The sequence below is a fragment of the Mycobacteriales bacterium genome (assembly GCA_035504215.1).
GTDB lineage: Bacteria > Actinomycetota > Actinomycetes > JAFAQI01 > JAFAQI01 > DATAUK01.
The window spans coordinates 1-18,541 of the sequence record DATJSI010000101.1 but is presented as its reverse complement, the minus strand read 5'-3'; the positions used below and the strand labels follow the sequence as shown (position 1 = coordinate 18,541).

Below are 18,541 nucleotides of genomic sequence, written 5' to 3'. Positions count from 1 at the left end.
CGCCTCGAACTGCCGCTGCAGGCTGCGCTGGTAGCAGGTGAAGAGCATCCCCTGGTCGAGGTTGCCGTTGACGTCCAGGCCACGGTCGTAGTTCCAGCCGCGACGGAGGATGCGGCTCGAAGCCGTCGCTGGTGTCCGCGGGTTGGCGAGCCGGATGTGCGCGCTCAGCGGGATCACGAGCCCTTGCGGATCGTCGCGGTAGTTCGGCGCAGTGCCCGCCGAGTTCGCGTCGAGAGCAGCACCGTTCGCACGGCGGCGCCCGATCATCAGTTCCTGCTCCTGCAGTGACACCCGGTCCCAGAACTCGACCAGCTGCCGGATGATCCGGATCACCTGAAAGGTTCCGCCCGTGGCCCACGCCTGCTCGCCGCTGCCAGTGACCCAGATCAGGTCCTCGGCGACCCGCGGGTTCGTGACGACCGGGTTCGAGATGCCGTCGTTGAAGCCGAACAGGTTGCGCGGCTTGCCGTCCGGCCGCGGCGGACTGGAGAACCCGTCGATCCGCCAGCGCGGCTGCATCCAGCCGCGGGTGTACTTCGTGATGTCCCGCAACGCATGTACGACGATGTCCGCCGACGCCGCGGTCAGCTGAAGAGTCAGGTCGCCATGGGTCTGCGCGGGGTCGAGGTTGTCGTTCGGGAAGGTCTTCATCGGCACCAGACCCGTCGGGCGCCGCGAGGTCAGGCCGAAGCGGCGGTCGAAAAGCGACGCACCGACCGCGACGGTCATGCCGAGCTGGTGGGGAGCAACGGTCGGTCCGAGCAACCCGTTGTCGGCAGGTGGGCTGGAGGGATTGCTCGGCTCGAGTGGCTCGCCCTGGGTGAGCAGCCGCGCCCGCTCGGTCAACGTCTGCATGAGCTCGACCAGCTCACCGCGCGTCGTCGCGGTCACATCGAAGGCGACCACCGCAGTCGCGGCCGCGGGCGAGAGCAACAAGGTGCCTTGATGCGCGCCATAAAGCGGTGCGACCGGCGAAGCACCCGTCGCCGGCGTCGCAGCCGCGGCTTGCGATCGAGTCCCGGCTCCGACCCCTACCGCGGCCGCACCGATCGCGCCTGCAGCTGCGCTGCCGGTCAGGAATCGACGTCGAGAGAACGCGCTGCTCATCAGTTCTGGTTGTCCTGGGTGGTGAGGATCTCGAGATGGTCGGGCAGCACGGAGAGCTGTTCGAGCAACCCGCCGACCTGTGCATCGAGCCGCTCGCGTCGCATCCGGCCGAGGTCATCGAGCGGCAGCCATCGTCCGGGCCCGACCCGGAAACCCGCGAAGGTCACGGCGAGCCGGTGCAGTCCGGCGGTCAGCTGCCGCAACAACGCCGGATCGACCTTGCGCAGCAACGGCGCCAGGGACGCGAGCGTCAGCTGCGTGCCGGCCACGTTCGCCGCGCCGGTCGCGAGCGTCGTATGGCTGCCTTGATCGGCCTCGCCGGTCAGCTCGAACTGCAGGGTGTTCTCGAGGATCTCGTGTGCCCGAAGCGCGATGTCGTTCGGATCGGTCGACAGACGGGGAAAACGGCGCTCCAGCGTCCGCACGCTGCGGTCGAGAGCCGTCGCCGTCGCGACCACAACGGATCGCGGCTGCCCGTGCCACAGCGCGTACTCCAGGCGCAGGAACCCGGCGAAGCGCGGCGACCGCACCCCGTCGGTCAGGCCGTTCGGCCGCCCGTCGATCCGTTGCTCCAACGAACCGAACGTGTCGTACGCCGCCCCCAGCCGTTCGTAGTCGAGGTGCGCGGTCAGCCAGGCGCGCTCCACCGCCGGCCGGGACCCGGACCGCGCGACCTGCAGAAGCCGGTCGGTGTCGCGGACCAGCACCCGAAGGCCGGCCGTCACAGAGGCGCGGTAGCGCACGACCGCGCCGGCGAGCTGATCGGCATCGACGGGGATGTACGGCGTTGCGCCGGAGACCGGCGGGCCGGTCACCGCACGCAGATCGGAGTAGCTCTCGGCGCCATCGTCGGCCTCACAGCCCCAGCTGTAGCGGCCCGGCGGAAGGATCGCCACCATCGTCTGAGTCGTGCGCGGCGCCACCATCTCGAGCTCGGCGTACGTCGTGAGGTGATCGGGTCCGACGATCGAGACCTCTTCGGGGCTGTCACCGACGTCCGTGACGCGGTACTCGCTGCGTCCTGACTTGGCGCCCCGCCAGGCCACCGCGCACGCGGTCGGGCTGACGTCGATGGCAACGGCGCGGGTGGCGACGGCGCGGCCGGCGGATGCCCGGGTTGCGATCACCGCCGCCGATGTCCCCACGACGATGACGACCACCGCCCCGGCGAGCACGAGCCGGGACCTCCCACGCCGCGGGCGGCCCGGATCCGGCAGCGCGGGCGGATCGTTGGGCGTCGCGGGCGGGTCGGTAGGCATGGCCGTCCGGAAGTCTGCTCGCCGGTCGCCGCGCGGGGGCGAACCAGGCGTGGTCACAGGGTGACGTTTTGATGAACGAACACCCGACCTGTGGATGTCACTTGCTGTTTACACGGTTTGCCCCGGGATTTCATGACAGGCTCGGCTGAAGTCCAATTCGCAGGTCAATGCTCCCCCGCATGACCCCATACCTCACGCGCAGCCTCAACGGCCGCCGCCTCAGCCGGCGCGGACGGTGGCTCAGCCTGGCCGCCACCGCCGGCGTCACCCTCGCGATGAGCGCCGCGGGCAGCGGCGCCGCGAACGCGTCGGTCCACGGCGCGTTCCCGGCCCGGACCGCGACGCCGATCAAGCACCTGGTCGTGATCTTCGGGGAGAACATCTCCTTCGACCACTACTTCGGCACCTACCCGCATGCGACCAACTCCGATGGGCAACCGTTCTACGCCCGTCCCGGCACGCCGCGCGTCAACGGTCTCGAGACCAAGGCGCCCGGCGGTGGGACGCTGCTGACCAACAACCCCAACGGCGCGAACCCGCAGCGACTCTCTCCGGACAACCCGCAGGACGTCATCACCTGCGACCAGAACCACGACTACACGCCGGAGCAGAACGCCTTCGACCGCGGCAAGGCCGACAACTTCCCGAACTCGGTGGGTACGGCGAGCGGCACCAGCGGCAGCGGCCGCCCGTGCAATGCCGATGACGACCTCGACTACTACGACGGCAACACCGTGACCGCGCTGTGGAACTACGCGCAGCACTTCGCGCTGAGTGACGACTCGTTCGGCACGGTCTACGGCCCGTCGACCCCAGGTGCACTCGACGTGGTCGCCGGCAGCACGGGCGACGTGGGCGTGACGGCTGGCAACCCATCCGTCGCGACGGCGTCGGGCAACCCGACGAACGCGCAGCTCATTGCGAACGGCAAGGGCGGCGAGACGCTGATCAGCGACGCCGACCCCTACTACGACGACTGCGGCGCACACGCGCAGGTCTCGCTGACCGGCACGAACATCGGTGACGAGCTCAACGCGAAGGGCCTGAGCTGGGGCTGGTTCGAGGGCGGGTTCGCCCCCTCCACGCCGTACAGCGGCCCGACCGCACCTGCGCCGTACAACCCGACCACGGTCGTCGGCCGGGCAGTGTGCGGCTCCAGCCACCCGATCGGCGCGGCAATCGGCGGGACCGGCCAGTACGGCACCGAGTCCGACTACATCGCGCACCACGAGCCGTTCCAGTACTACGCGTCGACCGCGAACCCTCATCACCTCGCGCCGACGTCGCTCTCGGTCGTGGGCACGGACACGCAGCACTACACCAACGGTCAGCCGGACTTCGACACGGCCAACCACCAGTACGACATGAGCGTGTTCAACAACCTGCTCACGGCGATCGACAAGGGTCAGCTCAGCCCGGACCACCTGCCTGCGGTCAGCTACCTCAAGGCCCCGGGCTACGAGGACGGGCACGCGGGCTACTCGGACCCGCTCGATGAGCAGACCTTCATCACGACGGAGATCAACGCCCTCGAGCGGTCTCCGGACTGGTCCTCGACCGCGGTCGTCCTCTCCTGGGACGACTCGGACGGCTGGTACGACCACGTCGAGGCGCCGGTCAACAACCCGTCCGACACCGTCGCCGACACCCTGACCGGCACCAACCAGTGCGGCACCGGCACGCCGGTTGCCGGCGAGGAGGGACGCTGCGGTCCGGGACCGCGGCTGCCCCTGCTGGTGATCTCCCCGTGGGCACGGTCGAACGCGGTCGTCAACACCGAGAGCGAGCAGAGCTCAGTGGTCCGCTTCATCGAGGACAACTGGTACCTGCCGCGGATCGCGAAGTCCGCGGATGCGATCTCGGGCTCGATCGACGACATGTTCGACTTCTCGCGGTTCCACCGGCCGAACCCGCCACTGTTCCTCGATACCTCGACCGGTGAGCCGATGGCCACCTCACCGCACCACCCCTGGCACCGGCACCTCGCCGCGGTGGGTGGCTCGGGATCGTCGACCGACGGCTGGGCGCTCGGCGGGATCAGCCTCGCGCTGATTCTCGGGGTCGCGATCCCGGTGGGCTGGACGGCCAGTCGACGCCGGCATCACCCGCAGCCGATCTGATCGATCGCGCCACACCGAAGCGGCCCGGTTCGATGCGGACCGGGCCGCTTCGCGTCAGGCGACGGCCGGCGACGCAAACCACCGAAGACCACGCCGACCACCAACGCGACGGCTGCCAGGGCGGCCGGAGCGGCGAAGGGTAGCCAGTGCGAGCCGGCGGTCAGCGAGCCCGGCGTGCGCACGGTCGTGGGTGAGTACGGGTCGACCACCGCGGTGAGTACGCGGCCCGGCTCGCGCAGAACGGTGCTGCCGCCGAGAACCGTCGTACGGCGCACGCCGTCGAACGCGAACGCCACGCGACACACGTAGCCGTCGACGGTGATGCCGGTGCCGGACGCGCGGCCGTAACAGCTCGTCACCGTCACCCGCACCGGCGTGCCGTGCGCACGCAGCTCCGCATCACGCCGCTCGGCACCGACCGCACCGACGAACAGGGCGCCCGCGAGTGCGGCGAGTGACACGACGACCACCCAGACGGTGACCAGGCCGACCGTCCGGCCGTCGACGGCAAGCCCGGTCCCGCCTCGTAGGTAGCCGCGAGGCGCGGCTTCCGCGCCCACCTGCGCCGCCGGAGCCCCCGTTGCCGTGGGTGCCGCACCTGCGTCCGTGGCAACGCCCACGGGATCAGAGCGCGTCGACGCCGCGCTCACCGGTGCGAACCCGGACCAGCTCATCGACCGGCACGGACCAGACCTTGCCGTCGCCGATCTGCCCGGTCTGCGCGCTGCGCACGATCGCGTCGATCACCGCTTCGGCATCGCGGTCCTCGGAGAGCACCTCGACGCGGATCTTCGGGATGAGGTCGACGGTGTACTCGGCGCCGCGGTAGACCTCCGTATGCCCCTTCTGCCGGCCGTGACCGCGCACCTCGGACACCGTCATGCCGGTCGTTCCGATGTCGGCCAGCGCGGTACGAACGTCATCGAGCTTGAACGGCTTGATGATCGCGATGATGAGTCTCACGCTGCCCGTCCCTTGGCTCTTGCTGCCTGCCAGGCCGCGTCGTCCTCCCGCACGTGCTTGCGCCACAGCCACATCGAGATCGCGAACCAGCCGGCTCCGATCACACCCCACGCGCTCGCGTAGAGCAGCCAGCCGTTGGTCACGAACGTCAGGCACAACCCGAAGGCGACCAGTGACATCAACAGGAACGCCCGCCAGACCCAGACCGACTGGACGGACCGCGTCCCGTCGGGCAGGCGGAACGAGTGGGAGCTGCGCGGCTCAGCCATGGGTGTACTCACTCCTCGATGCTCGGCTCGGTGCGGCCAGCGCGCTTGCCAGGCCGGCGGGCGCAATGCCCTCGTCGGACGGGTAGGCCTCCTCACCGTGCACGGCGAGATCACCGAGCTCCAGCTCGGCGTCCGACATCCGCAACGAGGTGAACAGCCCGATCGCCTTCAGGATCACGAAGGTGATGAGCGCGTCCCAGACGATGATGGTCAATGCGGCACCGGCCTGCTGGAAGAACAGGTGACGGTCCCCGTAGAGCCACCCGGTCACCGCGAACGGCGCTCCGGTCGTCGTCTTCGGGTACACGACGACACTCGGGTCAGCGAAGATTCCCACCAGAAGGCCGCCGAGCAGTCCGGCCAGGCCGTGGGTGTACGCCACCCCCATGGCGTCGTCGACCCGCTTGATGATGATCGGCTGCAGATAGGTCCAGGCGAACCACACGACCAACGACGCGATCGCCGCCGAGATCATCGCGCCCAGTCCGTTCACGTAGCCGGCGCCCGGCGTGATCGCGACCAGCCCGACGATCATGCCGTTGACCGCGCCGAGCAGGGTCGGCTTCTTCTCCCTGCTGAGAAACATGTCGCACAGCACCCAGACCAAGAGGGCCGACACCGTTGCGAGGTTGGTGTTCACAACCGCAGCTGCCGCGTTGGCACTCGCGAAGTAGGGGTCGCCGCCGTTGAACCCGTTCCAGCCGAGCCAGACGATGCCGGCTCCGATCGAGATGAGCGGCAAGCTGTGTGGCACGAAACGCGCGCGGTCACGTGCCAGCCGCGGCCCGATCACCCACGCCGCGACGAAGCCGCTGGTACCGGCAGCGAGGTGGATGACGTAACCACCGGAGTAGTCGACCGCGCCCTCGTGACTCCAGTAGCCGCCACCCCACAGCAACATCGCGTTGACCGCGTAAACGAACGTCGTCCACAACGGAACGAAGATCATCCAGACCTTGACCTTGATCCGGCCGAGCACGCTGCCCAGGAACAGCAACGGCGTGATCGCAGCGAACACGAACTGGAAGTAGAACAACGCGGCGCTGGCTTGGCTGAGCGGCAGGAACGTCCCGATCGGGAGCCTGGCCTGCGACACCTCGTAGCTGCCACGAAGCGAGGTCTCCGGATGGCCGATGAAGTTGGAGAAGAAGTTCTTGAAGAAGTTCGCGCCGTACGTGTAGTGGTAGGTGTTCGCCGAGCCGCCGCCGATCGGTGAGCCGAAGCCCATCTTGTAGGCCCACAGCACCCATACGACGAGCACCGCTGAGAAGCCGGTGAAGCACATGAACATCGTGTTGACGGCCCATTTCTTCGGCACCAGCCCGCCGTACAGGCAAGCCAGGCCGGGCAGGCTCATCAGGCCGACGAACGTTGCGGCCGTCAGCTGCCAGCCGTTGCTCCCGGTGTCGAGCCACGACGGCTGGCAGGACCCTGGCGATGACGTGGTCGTGCAGGCGTTCGCAGCGCCGTGCAGCGCGGTTGCCAGCTCACCGAGCACGTGCGTCCCCCTCGAGACAGGAATGTGGCTGTGGCCGCGACCGCGCTGTCGCGATGAGGGAGAAGCTAGGCAGCTTGTGTTTCGCCGAGTTCGCCGAGTTGTTGCAGTCCGATTAACGAGCGATCGGAGGATGCCGGCGCTGGAACGAAGTCAGGTTGCGAGCGCCGGCGTGCTGACGCGAAGCCGCCGCATGCACCAGGCCGCCGGGCCGAGCGGAAGCCACACGTTGCACAGCCGGTAGGCGAAGACCGCGAGCACCGCGGTGGCGAGCGGCACGGTCATCCAGTGCATCGCGATCGGCATCAACGCCTCCGCGGCACCGGCACCCGCGAACGGCAGGCTGCGCCGAGTCAGGGCGTAGCCCGTGGCGTAACCGACGATCAGCACGGACACCGGCACGGAGTGCCGCACGACAACCAGGCAGGCGCCCAGCGCGGCGATGTCGGCCGCCCAGTACAGCGCCATGCCTCCGGCCGCGACCAGCCCGGCCCGCGACGACACGACGATCCGCAGCATCGCCGAGATCGCGTCGAGCGAGCGGCGCAGCGCGTTCCACAGCCAACCCGTCAGCGGCAGCCGGCGACGGACCAGGAACAGGATGCCGACGATGGCCGCGCCAACCGGCACCCCGACCAGCCACGAGATCAGTACGCCGCCACGGGCGGGGAAGTTCTCGACGAACAGGACGACCGCGCAGACGAAGGCGGCGGGCGCGAGCAGGCCGTACTCCAGCATGCCGAGCGTCATCACCCGGCCGCGGGCGGCCGGGACGGACAAGCCGTGCTCGCACATGACGTTCTGGTCCAGCGTGAAGCCGGCCCGCGGGGTCAGCATTCCGAAACCGGCGAGCACCGAGGCGCCGACCTGGCCGAACGACACGGTCGGGCCGCCGCGGCTGGACAACACCTCGCGATAGGCCAGCGCGTAGCCGAAATGGCTGACCGCGATGAATGCGACCGCGAGCGGCAACCAGGCCCAGTCGGCGTTGCGGGTCAGCGCCGAGATGGCACCGAACCCGGCGAACCAGCCGACCCCGGCGAACGCCGCGGCGGCAAGGGCGGCACCCACCAGGACGGTCGCGAACATCCCGGTCGGCGTGACATGGCGGTGATGACCGGCAAACCACGCGGCGAAGTTCGCGCGGACCTGCCGCAAGGTGGTGCCGCGCTGCGCCGCCATGGGAGGACTGTCCCCGGGAGCGCTCGGGTTCATGCTCATGAGCGTGTCACCACGCTCATGGCGCGTCCACCGCACGTCGCGGTTGGGCAGAAATCGGGCACCTCCGCGTTTTCGACCGGCTGCTCACTTCTCTTGACGACCCAACGCGCTAGCCGGTTTACGCCGATTGCCAAGTCCGGACCGCATCGCCCTCGGGCGCAGGGGCCGCCAGCCGCAGGCCGTCCCTCAGCGTCTCCCGCAGCTCGTCGAGCGGGAACGGGCAGGCCCAGACGTACCCCTGACCGACCGCACAGCCCGCGGCCCGCAGCCAGTTGACCTGACCGACATCCTCGACGCCCTCGGCAACGGTCTGCAGGTCGAGCCCCTTGCCGATCGCGATGATCGCTTCGGTGACTGCCGCCGCCTGCGGATCCTGCGTGACCCGGTCGACGAACGTCTTGTCGATCTTCAGTACGTCCACGTCCAGGTGGCTGAGGTAGGCGAGCGAGCTGTAGCCGGTGCCGAAGTCGTCGATCGCGATTCGTACGCCGAGCTCGCGCAGCGCGACGAGCTTCGGAGCGACGGTCTCGAAGTCGCCGAGCACCGCGCTCTCGGTGATCTCCAGGATCAGCCGGCCGGGTTTCACTCCCGAGGCCTGCACCGCCTCCGTGACGGACGAGACCAGGTCGACGCGCTCGAGCGACGCCACCGAGAGGTTCACCGACATCATCACGTCGTACCCCTCGGACTGCAGCGCCGCCGCACTGGTGCATGCCGTCGAGAGCACCCAGCGGTCGAGCGAGGTGATCAGCCGGGACTCCTCCGCCATCGGCACGAACGACGCGGGCGCAAGCAGACCACGCGTCGGATGCTGCCAGCGAACCAGCGCCTCGGCCGCGACGATTCGACCGGTATGAAGGTCGACCTCGGGCTGGTAGTAGAGCACCAGCTCGTCACCGCGCAACGCCTGCTGCAGGTCGGCGCGTAGCTGCAGCCGCTCCAACGCCTCGGTGTGCAACCGCGACTCGTACACCGCGGTTGTCGCCTTGCCGCGTTCCTTCGCCCAGTACATCGCGAGGTCCGAGTTGCGCAGGGCCTCCTCCGCGCTCACCTCACCCGGTATTGCCATCGTGATGCCGATGCTGGCGCTGATCTGCACGGTGACCGCTGCGAGCACGATCGGAGCCGCAATCGCCTCGATCAGGCGATCGGCAGCGTTCTCGGCCGCCTCGACGCCGGCATCCTCGAGCAGTACGGCGAACTCGTCGCCGCCGACCCGCGCGATGGTGTCGCCGGCCCGCAGCAGGCTTCCGATCCGCGCACCGATCTCCGCGAGCACCTCGTCGCCCGCGACGTGTCCCAGGCTGTCGTTGACCGTCTTGAAGTCGTCCAGGTCCACGAACAGCACAGCAAGGGGCTGCATGCGCTCGCCGCGGCGCTCGAGCGCGTGCGCGAGCCGGTCGGCGAACAACCGCCGGTTCGCGAGGCCGGTCAGCGCATCGTGCAGCGCCTGATGAGTGAGCTGCTGCTCGAGCATGCGTCGCTCGGTGATGTCGCGGACCGTGACGACGAGCCCGCCGACAGCGGACTCCTCGAGCAGGTTGCGGACCACGCCCTCGACGTAGATCACTTCGGACCTGGACCGGCGCACCCGTACGGTCAGCGGCTGCTCGGTGCCCGGTGACGTCGTCGTGAGCACCTGCATGAAGTGGTCGATGTCGTCGGGGTGCAGCAGATCGGTGAACCGGCTGCCCACCAGATCCTCCGGCGGTGCGCCGAGGACCGGCTCGGAGGACGGAGTGACGTAGCCGATGGTCGCCTCGGGGTCCACGACGGCGATGACGTCCGACGCGCTGCGGACGAGCGACGCGAGCCGGGTCTCGCTCTCGGCGTGTGCGGTCTGCTCGGTCAACGTGTGCTGGAGCGCACGCTGCTTGCGGACCACGCGTCGGAACCAGCCGAACCACCCGACCGACGCGAGGGCGAGCAGCACGACGTAGATGGTCTCTGCCTCGTCGTCGATGTCGCGCTGGCGCTTGGCGAGCTCCCCGCCGAGTTGGGAGTCGCGCGTCCGGACGCCGTCGAGCGCGCTGACACTCGCCGGGTGCGCGGCCAGGTTGCGGACGGCGGCATCGAGTGGTCCGAGATCCTTGGCCGCGACGCCCTGCGCGCGCAGCTCAGCGACGCTGGACGCCACCTCGGCGACCACCGGTGCGGTCGGTGTGTGAACGGCCCACAACGTTCCGACCAGCTGCGCTTGGGTGACCCGCTCGCGGTGCAGGTCGAGCGGCCGGCGATAGACGGCAGTGAGCAACACGAACTCCCCGAACACGACCGCAAGTACGGCGGTGACGGTGAGCACCGAGCGCACCCGGCGCCGCAGCTCGCTCGGTGGCATCGTCCTGCGCCTTTCGCAACCGGGGGACGTCCCCTCAGTTGTCGACCGGTCGGCCGCGATGGTTGAGGCAATGGGGGTTATTACGGACAAAGCGCCCTAATCGACCCCTTGGTGAAGCGCTGAGCACGGGTGGCTCAGCACGAGATCACGGCCTCCGCTTCGATCTCGACCCGCCACCTCGGGTCCAGCAGGCCGGCCACCACCACCATCGTCACCGCCGGGCGATGCGCCGCGAACACCTCGCCGTGCGCATCCCCGACCGCTCCGGCGTCGTCGGCAGAGGTGATGAACATCCGGGTCCGGACGACGTCGGCCGGCGCGGCGCCGGCTTCGGCCAGGGCCGCGACGATGATGTCGAGGCAGCGCCGGGCTTGCGCGCCGGCGTCATCCGGGCATGACCCGTCCGGCCAGACCGGCGCGGTGCCGGACACCACCACGCGGTCGTCCACTCGTACCGCGCGGCTGAAGCCGATCCGCGGCTCGAACGGCGACCCGGACGCGATCAGCTGACGCTCACTCACAACACCCTCGCTCTCTTCGGCGCGAGAGCATCGTAGGAGGGTCGAAGCGATCCGCCGTGAGCGCCCGAGCCGTCACCGCCGACATCCGCTCGGCGGTGAGAACAGGTCAGGACCGGTCGGACAGCGAGAGCTCGGCGGTCGGCGCGTCCGCAGCGGCGGGATCGTCCTGGGCCAGCTGGGCGGCGGACTGCCGGAAGCCGCGAACCGTCCGCGTCGGCGTCGCGATCCGGCGCGGAGCGGGACCGACACCGGCGGCCAGCAACGAGCTGTTGGGAACCGACACGGCTCCGTCATCGGTGAGCAAGGTCACGTAGGTCATGCCCATTCCGGTCACGGTGCCCACCAGCTGCCCGCCGAGCGAGCCGCTGCGGATGCAGATCGTGTCCCCGACGTTGAACGGTCGCGCGAGCAGGAGCACGACGCCGGCGAAGATGTTGCCGAGCGACTGCTGCGCGGCGATCCCGATGATCACCCCGGTCACCGCACCGCCCAACAGCAGGTGGCCGACCGGTACGGCGAACACTCCGAGCGCGGTGAGCAGGACGAGGATGTAGCCGACGATCGTCACCAGCCAGCGCAGGACGCCCGCGTGGCTCGGGCCGGTGCGCGCACCGACGACGACGTAGACCTCGCCGGCAGCCGCCCGGATGCCGACGACGGCGCTGGCGAGGAAGACCAGGCCGCCGACACCGGCAAACAGGCGTTGATGCAGATCGCCGTGGATGTTGCCCCAGATGCCGGCGACCACGAGTGCGGCGATCGCGACGGTGAGTGCAACGGTGGCACGGCCCAGTCGCGGACGCACCTCGCGCGGCGTCGTCGGAACGTCGATCGGGTCACGGGTACGGTGGAAGAACGGTTTCACTCTTGTTGTCGTACCCGGTTTCCCGGCGGGTTCAATCCTCCGAAATACGCTGCCGATGTTGCGGATCGACGTATTCGAGGTACGACGGATGCCGCCGCACGTAGTCGACGATGAACGGGCAACGCGGCGTAATCACCTTCTCCTGCGCGATCACGTCGTCGAGGGCTGCCCGGGCGAGCGCGGAGCCGATGCCGTGGCCCTCGAACTTCGGATAGACCTCGGCGTGGGTGAACACGACCTGCTCGCCGACGAGGTCGTAGGTGGTGAGGCCGGCCAGCTCACCGTCGACGTGTACTTCGTAGCGGCGGGCCGCGGCGTTGTTCGTCACCTCGATCTGCGGTCCCGTGGCATCGGTCATCCCACGATCATCCGTCATCCGCGTCGGACCGGCTCGACGCCGGCGCGGTGAGCGGCGGCGCGGTCGCGCCTCCTGCGGGCGGCGGCAGCGCAGCAGCGGTCCGCCGTGGCCGTTTCGGGTTACGAATCGCGACGGCCCCGATCGCGGCACCACCGGCACACATCAGCGCGACGATGACGCTCGAGATCCGGTAGCCGTGGGCGAAGACCGCGGGGTGCAGGTACGCGTCACCGGTGAGGCCGGACGCGACGGGTATCACGGCGACCGCGAACAGCCCGGCGGCTCGGGCGACGTCGTTGTTGACGGCAGAGGCCAGCCCGGCGTGCTCGCCGGGCGCAGAGCTCATCGCGGTGGCCGTCAGCGGCGCGACCGTGATCACCAGCCCGCAGCCGAGCAGGAAGGTGCCGGGCAACACGCCGGTCCAGTACGAGTGGTCGTCGGTCAGCCGCGCCAGCAGCAGCAGGCCGACTCCGAGCACGAACGGCCCGGCCGACATCTGCAGCCGGGGACCGATCCGGGCGGCGATCCGACCCGAGGCGGCGGAGAACAGCAACATCAGTGCCGTCACCGGCAGCAGTGTCAGTCCGGCATCAAGCGGCGTGTAACCCGCGACCTGCTGGAGCGCTACCGGTAGCAGGAACAGCGAGCCGCCCAGCGCGCCATACATCAGGAAGGTCACCGCGTTGGTCGCCGCGAACTGGCGCGCGACGAACATCGATGGTGGGAGCATCGGCGCCGACGAGCGCCGCTCGACGACAACGAACGTGACCGTGCTCACGGCGCCGACCGCGAGACAGCTGAGCACGACGGGAGCGGTCCAGCCGTCGCTCGACGCCTCGATCAACGCGTAGATCAACGTCGACAGCGCGATGATCGCAAGCGCGGCGCCTGGTACGTCGATCCTTCCGCTCGCGCTGCTGTCGGTCGACTCGGGTACGTGGCGCCGGGTGATCTCGAGAACCGCAGCGGCAACCGGCAGGTTGATCAGGAAGACCAGCCGCCATGACCCGATCGCGAGCAGGTAACCGCCGACCAACGGCCCGGCAGCGCTCGCGAGTCCGCCGAGTCCCGACCAAGCGCCGATCGCACGTGATCGGTCGTCCGGCACGAAGGCGCTCTGCAGGATGGCCAGGCTGCCGGGTGTCAGCAGTGCAGCGCCGACGCCTTGCAGGGCGCGCGCCGCGATCAGGGTGCCGGCGGTCGGTGCGATCGCGCACGCCGCGGAGGCAACCGCGAACCACGCAACCCCGATCGCGAACACCCGCCGCCGCCCGTACCGATCGCCGAGAGTGCCGCCCAGCAAGAGAAATGCGGCGAGGGTCAAGGTGTAGCCGGTGACCACCCACTGCAGGGCCGAAACGCCGACGTGGAAGTTCTTGCCGATCCGGGGCAGCGCGATCGCGACTACCGTCGAGTCGAGCAACGCGAGGCCGGAACCGAGCACGGTCGCGGCCACGACCCACCGGCCCCGGGCGCTCTGATAGAACAGGCCGGGCTGGTCGCGATCCGGATCCCCCTGAGTCATCTCCCTCATCCTGCCGCCTGCCCGGCTGCGCATAACGGGGCAAAAACATTTAGTACAGTCAAGACGTGCCAAGCGATCTCGAACGGCGCCGGCTGGCGATCGCCGCGGCGCTGCGCGCGGTCATGGCCGAGCCGCTCCCTGCCCGGGTGAGCGCCCCGCCGGCGGCGCCCGCTGCGGTCGAGACCGCCGCGACTGACCAGGGCAACGAGCCGGAGCCGGCGGACGAGCCGACGCAGGGCTCGGACTCGGATGCCGAGCCGGCCCAGGACGGCTGGGACAGCGAATGGGATCGCGCCTGGGACGAGGAGGACTTCGACGAGTCCGATCGGGTCCCCGTTCCGCCGCTCGAGGTGGCCGGCGGCCTGTCCCGCCAGGCATCGATGGCTTTGTTCGGACACGCCTGACCGGTCACGCCAGCGCGGCGTGCATCTCCCAGACCAGCACCTCCGCCGGCTCTGGTGCGGTCAGGCGCTGACCACCGGTAGCGGTGAAGCGCACGGCGTCGCCCTCGCGGAGCCGGCCGGCGCCCTCGAGGTCGACCGATCCGGCCGCGACGAACAGGTGAAGGTACGGCGCCTCCGGCAGGGTCACCGACTCGCCCGCTGACAACCGGGAGGCATACAGCGCGGCGTCCCGGTTGCCGATCCGGATCGCCGCCTCGCCGTCGTGCTTTGCCATTCCCGAAGCGACCGGCACGAGCGCGCCCCGCAACCTTGCGTCCTCGATCTCGAGCTGCTCGTACCCCGGCGTGCGGCCGGTGCCATCCGGCACCACCCACATCTGCACGAAGTGGACCGGGTCACGATGCTCGGCGTCGCCCGACATCCGCCACGAGTCGTTCTTCTCGGAATGCAGAATCCCGCTGCCGGCACTCATCCGCTGCGCGAGGCCGGGATAGATCACGCCGGAGTGACCGGTTGAGTCCTGATGAACCAGCGAGCCGCGCAGCACCCAGGTCACGATCTCCATGTCCCGATGTGGGTGCGTCTCGAAGCCGGTCCCGGGCTGGACGACGTCGTCGTTGTTGACCAGCAGCAGTCCGTGGTGCGTGTTGTGCGGGTCATAGTGCGGCCCGAACGAGAACGAGTGCTTCGAGTCGAGCCAGGAGATCGCCGTGGCGTCGCGCTCGTCAGATCTCCTAATGTCCACCGTCGGGGTCGTCATGCCCGGCTCAACCCGATCCCGCGTGCGCGTGTTCCCGTCCCGATCGGTCGAGCGGCTAGGCCGGGTCGATCAGCACGCCGGGGTTGAGCAGACCGGCCGGATCGAGCGCCGTTTTGATCGCCTGCATGGATGCGAGCTCGGCCTCGGACCGGGACAACGACAGCCAGGCACGCTTCGCCCGGCCGACGCCGTGCTCGGCGCTGATGGACCCGCCGTACGACGCCACCAGCCTGAGCACCACGTCCGTGGCCGCCTCGTCCTGCGCGAGCGCGTCAAGCACATTGACGTGCAGGTTGCCCTCGTTGACATGCCCGTAGAAGACCGTGCGCGCCTCGGGCACGACGCTTTCGACGGCCGCGGGGAGCGCGGCGCAGAACTCGGCGAGGGCCGAGAGCGGGACGGCGACGTCGAGCTTCACCGGAACGCCCTGCGCACTGACGGACTCGGTGTGCAGCTCGCGGTAGCTCCATAGCGCATGCCGACCGGACGGGTCGCTCGCGGCCACGGCGTCGAGCACCAGATCACCCGCCGCTTCCAGCATGGACACCAGCGCATCGGTCGGGTCGGCGTGGTCAGCGCATTCGAGCAGGACGTAGGCCGGATACGGCTCGGAAAACGGCGCGGCGAGACCGGCATGCGCGCGGACCAGCGCCAGGCCTTCGGCGAAGAACAGCTCGGCGGCATCGAGCGTCGGAAGCCGGCGAGCCGCCTGCACCAGAGTGACCGCTTCCGCGACGCCGGCAACCGCCACCAACGCGACCGTCCGTGCGGGCAGCAGCGGAACGAGCCGTAGCCGCACGCGGGTGATGACACCCAGCGTGCCCTCCGACCCGGTCAACAGCGACACCAGGTCGTAGCCGGTGTTGTCCTTGGGCAGGCCGACCAGCCGGCTCAGCACCGAACCATCGGCGAGCACCGCTTCGACTCCCGCGACCTGCGCCCGCATGGTGCCGTAGCGCAGGACGCGCTCACCGCCCGCGTTCGTCGCAACCATGCCGCCGATCGTGCAGGACTCGCGGGCGGCGAAGTCGACGCCGACATCGAGGTCATGGGAGCGCGCGACCCTCTGCACATCGCAGAGCCGAGCGCCGGCGCCGACCGTCACCTGTGCGGCGACCGGGTCGACCGGCTCGATCTCGGCGAGGCGCAGCAGGCTCAACACGATGCCGCCGTCCACCGGCACCGAAGCGCCGACCAGCCCAGTGTTGCCGCCCTGCACGCACAGTGCGGCGCCCGCACGCCCGCACGCGCGAACGATGCCAGCAACTTCGGCCGTCGTACCAGGACGGACGACGCAGGCGGCTCGGCCGTGGAAGCGCCCGGTCCAGTCGGTGTCGTACGACGCGAGCCGGTCGGGATCGTCGATGAGGTGTGCCGGGCCGACGAGTCCCCGCAGCTCGTCGAGCAATGTCGCGCTCGCCTGCGCGCTCACGACAACACGCGCAACCGAACGGTTTCCGGCATCGCCGCGAGTGCTTGCGCCGCGGTCGGCGGGTAGTCGATCGCGACGTCGGTGATCACGTAACCCAGCTCGCCGCGGGTGGCGAGCAGCTGGGCCTCGATGTTGACCTTGTGCTCGGCGAGCACGCCGTCGATCGTTGCGAGCACCCCGGGCACGTTCTGATGCAGAAGCGCGATCCGATGCGCATCCGGCCGCTCGGGCAGTTGCAGATGCGGCAGGTTGACGCTCATCGTCGAGCCACCTTCGACGAGATAGTCACGCAACTTGCCCGCGACGTACTCACCGATGTCCTGCTGCGCCTCCTCGGTCGACCCACCGATGTGCGGGGTGAGGATGACGTTGCGGACGCCGCGCAGCTCCGAGACGAACTCCTCGCCGCGAGCCTTCGGCTCGGCCGGAAACACGTCGATCGCTGCCCCGGCCAGATGGCCGGACTCGAGGTGCCTGCGCAGCGACCCGTGGTCGACGACGAAACCGCGGGACAGATTCAGGAACAGCGCACCGTCGCGCATCCGCGCGAACTGCTCCTCACCGAACAGGTCAGCGTTGCTCGGTCGACCATCGACGTGCAGCGTGACGATGTCGACGGTCGACAGCAGCTGGTCGAGGCTGTCGCACGCGCGCGCGTTGCCCAGCGCGAGCTTGTCGACGGTGTCGTAGAAGAAGACCGACATCCCGAGCGACTCGGCGAGCACCGATAGCTGAGCGCCGATGTTGCCGTAGCCGACGATTCCCAGCCGGCGGCCACGGATCTCGTGCGCACCGCTCGCCGACTTGTCCCACACGCCGGCATGCAGGTCGGCGCTCTTGTCGGTGAGCCGGCGGGTCAGAGCGATGATCTCGGCGATCGCGAGCTCGACCACGCTGCGAGTGTTCGAGAACGGTGCGTTGAAGACCGCGATGCCGCGCTCCGACGCGGCTTTGAGATCGATCTGGTTGGTGCCGATGCAGAACGCACCGACCGCCAGCAGGTCCGGCGCAGCATCGATGACCGCCGCACTCACCTCGGTCTTCGACCGAATACCCAACAGATGTACGCCGCCGAGCCGTCCGGCCAGCTCCTCGGGATCGAGCGCGCCGGCGACCTGGTCGACCGCAACTCCGGCGGCTTCGAGCACAGGGACCGCATCGGGGTGCACGCTTTCGAGCAGGAGCGCGCGAACGCCTTCGGGCAGGGAACTTGGGCTCACCGAACGCCTCTGATCAGGATGAACGGCCGCGGACCGGCGGTCCCAGTGTACGGAGCGGCCCACCCGGTCGAACCGGACAGCCGGTCCTGACGAATACCTCAGATATGGGAGGCCTGAGCCGCGACGCGAAGCGGAATCTGCGCCACAGTGGTGGCATGTCGGCGACCTCGCTCGAGGATGCCGAGTTGCTCCAAGCGGTCAACCGCGGGGACGATCGCGCGCTGGAGGCGCTCTACCGGCGTTACGGCGGTGCGTGCTTCGCCCTGGCCCGCCGCATCCTCGATGACCGTCAGCTGGCGGAGGACGTGGTCCAGCAGGTGTTCACCGCGCTGTGGAAGGGCACCGGCTACGACCCGGCACGCGGCGCAGTCAGCACCTGGCTGATGTCCGTCACGCACCACAAGTCGATCGACGTTCTCAGACGCGAGGCGCCGCGCCGCAAACGACTCGCCTCGGAACAGGCTCTGCTCGAAGTGGCGGTCGCCGGTCCCGGCCCGGATGAAGAGGCCTGGATGCGCCTGCGTGCCCAGCGCACCCGCGACTCGCTGAAGTCGCTGCCTCCGGAGCAACGGGAGATCCTGCTGCTTGCCTACTACGGCGGCTACACCCAGGCCGAGATAGCCGGCCTGACCGGCCTTCCGCTCGGCACCGTGAAAAGCCGGACGCTCGCGGCGATGCGCAAGC

General features: G+C 69.4%; 18 protein-coding genes. 3 read left to right on the top strand and 15 right to left on the bottom strand.

What is annotated here, in order from left to right; all coding sequences use genetic code 11:
* Positions 1-1,107: Dyp-type peroxidase (locus tag VME70_12610; GenBank protein ID HTW21039.1), on the bottom strand; the 1,107-nt coding region annotated here is incomplete at its 3' end.
* On the bottom strand, positions 1,107-2,282 hold the full coding sequence (locus tag VME70_12605; protein ID HTW21038.1) for an EfeM/EfeO family lipoprotein: 1,176 nt from the start codon (positions 2,280-2,282) through the stop codon (positions 1,107-1,109). The genes VME70_12605 and VME70_12610, both read right to left, overlap by 1 nt.
* Before the next feature lie 263 nt (positions 2,283-2,545).
* On the opposite strand from VME70_12605, the gene VME70_12600 reads away from it, so the two are divergent.
* Positions 2,546-4,486, top strand: coding sequence for an alkaline phosphatase family protein (locus tag VME70_12600; protein ID HTW21037.1), 1,941 nt, complete (start codon positions 2,546-2,548; stop codon positions 4,484-4,486).
* Here the strand turns inward: VME70_12600 and VME70_12595 are convergent.
* From VME70_12595 to VME70_12550, 10 genes are all read right to left on the bottom strand, one after another.
* Positions 4,468-5,046 (bottom strand): hypothetical protein, encoded by a 579-nt coding sequence (locus VME70_12595; GenBank protein ID HTW21036.1) that lies wholly within the window; start codon positions 5,044-5,046, stop codon positions 4,468-4,470. The two genes, VME70_12600 and VME70_12595, sit on opposite strands and share 19 nt — an antisense overlap.
* Before the next feature lie 64 nt (positions 5,047-5,110).
* Entirely contained in the window at positions 5,111-5,449 is a 339-nt protein-coding gene (locus VME70_12590) for a P-II family nitrogen regulator (protein HTW21035.1), read from the bottom strand.
* Positions 5,446-5,718 (bottom strand): hypothetical protein, encoded by a 273-nt coding sequence (locus VME70_12585; protein HTW21034.1) that lies wholly within the window; start codon positions 5,716-5,718, stop codon positions 5,446-5,448. Before VME70_12585 ends, VME70_12590 begins: the two co-directional genes overlap by 4 nt.
* Positions 5,711-7,216 carry an ammonium transporter gene (locus VME70_12580; GenBank protein HTW21033.1) on the bottom strand — a complete coding sequence of 502 codons (1,506 nt, stop codon included), beginning with the start codon at positions 7,214-7,216 and terminating at the stop codon, positions 5,711-5,713. Before VME70_12580 ends, VME70_12585 begins: the two co-directional genes overlap by 8 nt.
* Positions 7,217-7,366: 150 nt before the next feature.
* Complete coding sequence (locus tag VME70_12575) at positions 7,367-8,395, bottom strand: lysylphosphatidylglycerol synthase domain-containing protein (GenBank protein ID HTW21032.1); 1,029 nt, start codon at positions 8,393-8,395, stop codon at positions 7,367-7,369.
* Positions 8,396-8,552: 157 nt separating this feature from the next.
* Positions 8,553-10,772: an EAL domain-containing protein gene (locus VME70_12570; protein HTW21031.1), complete on the bottom strand. Its 2,220-nt coding sequence runs from the start codon at positions 10,770-10,772 to the stop codon at positions 8,553-8,555.
* A 134-nt stretch (positions 10,773-10,906) separates the two neighbouring features.
* Positions 10,907-11,293: a Rid family hydrolase gene (locus VME70_12565; protein HTW21030.1), complete on the bottom strand. Its 387-nt coding sequence runs from the start codon at positions 11,291-11,293 to the stop codon at positions 10,907-10,909.
* Positions 11,294-11,399: 106 nt separating this feature from the next.
* A complete protein-coding gene (locus tag VME70_12560; GenBank protein HTW21029.1) occupies positions 11,400-12,158 on the bottom strand; it encodes a mechanosensitive ion channel family protein in 759 nt (252 codons plus the stop codon).
* Positions 12,159-12,189: 31 nt separating this feature from the next.
* Positions 12,190-12,516: a GNAT family N-acetyltransferase gene (locus VME70_12555; GenBank protein HTW21028.1), complete on the bottom strand. Its 327-nt coding sequence runs from the start codon at positions 12,514-12,516 to the stop codon at positions 12,190-12,192.
* A gap of 7 nt (positions 12,517-12,523) precedes the next feature.
* Positions 12,524-14,041 carry a DHA2 family efflux MFS transporter permease subunit gene (locus VME70_12550; protein ID HTW21027.1) on the bottom strand — a complete coding sequence of 506 codons (1,518 nt, stop codon included), beginning with the start codon at positions 14,039-14,041 and terminating at the stop codon, positions 12,524-12,526.
* 65 nt (positions 14,042-14,106) lie between these two features.
* Here VME70_12550 and VME70_12545 point away from each other — a divergent pair, with 65 nt between their 5' ends.
* The gene (locus VME70_12545; GenBank protein HTW21026.1) at positions 14,107-14,445 is read left to right on the top strand and encodes a hypothetical protein; all 339 of its coding nucleotides are present in this window, start codon (positions 14,107-14,109) and stop codon (positions 14,443-14,445) included.
* 4 nt (positions 14,446-14,449) lie between these two features.
* Here the strand turns inward: VME70_12545 and VME70_12540 are convergent, their stop codons facing one another.
* The 3 genes from VME70_12540 to serA are packed head-to-tail and all read right to left on the bottom strand — an operon-like array spanning position 14,450 to position 17,857.
* Positions 14,450-15,205 carry a pirin family protein gene (locus VME70_12540; protein ID HTW21025.1) on the bottom strand — a complete coding sequence of 252 codons (756 nt, stop codon included), beginning with the start codon at positions 15,203-15,205 and terminating at the stop codon, positions 14,450-14,452.
* Positions 15,206-15,260: 55 nt separating this feature from the next.
* The gene (locus VME70_12535) at positions 15,261-16,637 is read right to left on the bottom strand and encodes an FAD-binding oxidoreductase (GenBank protein HTW21024.1); all 1,377 of its coding nucleotides are present in this window, start codon (positions 16,635-16,637) and stop codon (positions 15,261-15,263) included.
* Positions 16,634-17,857 (bottom strand): phosphoglycerate dehydrogenase, encoded by a 1,224-nt coding sequence (gene serA / locus VME70_12530; protein ID HTW21023.1) that lies wholly within the window; start codon positions 17,855-17,857, stop codon positions 16,634-16,636. Before serA ends, VME70_12535 begins: the two co-directional genes overlap by 4 nt.
* A gap of 155 nt (positions 17,858-18,012) precedes the next feature.
* Here serA and VME70_12525 point away from each other — a divergent pair.
* A partial coding sequence (locus tag VME70_12525; GenBank protein ID HTW21022.1) for a sigma-70 family RNA polymerase sigma factor occupies positions 18,013-18,541 on the top strand: 529 nt, incomplete at its 3' end.

What these genes read in the sequence shown, in the direction of transcription:
- VME70_12600 (HTW21037.1), top strand. Translation starts at nt 2,546, where the DNA reads ATGACCCCATACCTCACGCGCAGCCTCAACGGCCGCCGCCTCAGCCGG.
- VME70_12585 (HTW21034.1), bottom strand. Translation starts at nt 5,718, where the DNA reads ATGGCTGAGCCGCGCAGCTCCCACTCGTTCCGCCTGCCCGACGGGACG.
- VME70_12575 (HTW21032.1), bottom strand. Translation starts at nt 8,395, where the DNA reads ATGGCGGCGCAGCGCGGCACCACCTTGCGGCAGGTCCGCGCGAACTTC.
- VME70_12570 (HTW21031.1), bottom strand. Translation starts at nt 10,772, where the DNA reads ATGCCACCGAGCGAGCTGCGGCGCCGGGTGCGCTCGGTGCTCACCGTC.
- VME70_12555 (HTW21028.1), bottom strand. Translation starts at nt 12,516, where the DNA reads ATGACCGATGCCACGGGACCGCAGATCGAGGTGACGAACAACGCCGCG.
- VME70_12550 (HTW21027.1), bottom strand. Translation starts at nt 14,041, where the DNA reads ATGACTCAGGGGGATCCGGATCGCGACCAGCCCGGCCTGTTCTATCAG.
- VME70_12540 (HTW21025.1), bottom strand. Translation starts at nt 15,205, where the DNA reads ATGACGACCCCGACGGTGGACATTAGGAGATCTGACGAGCGCGACGCC.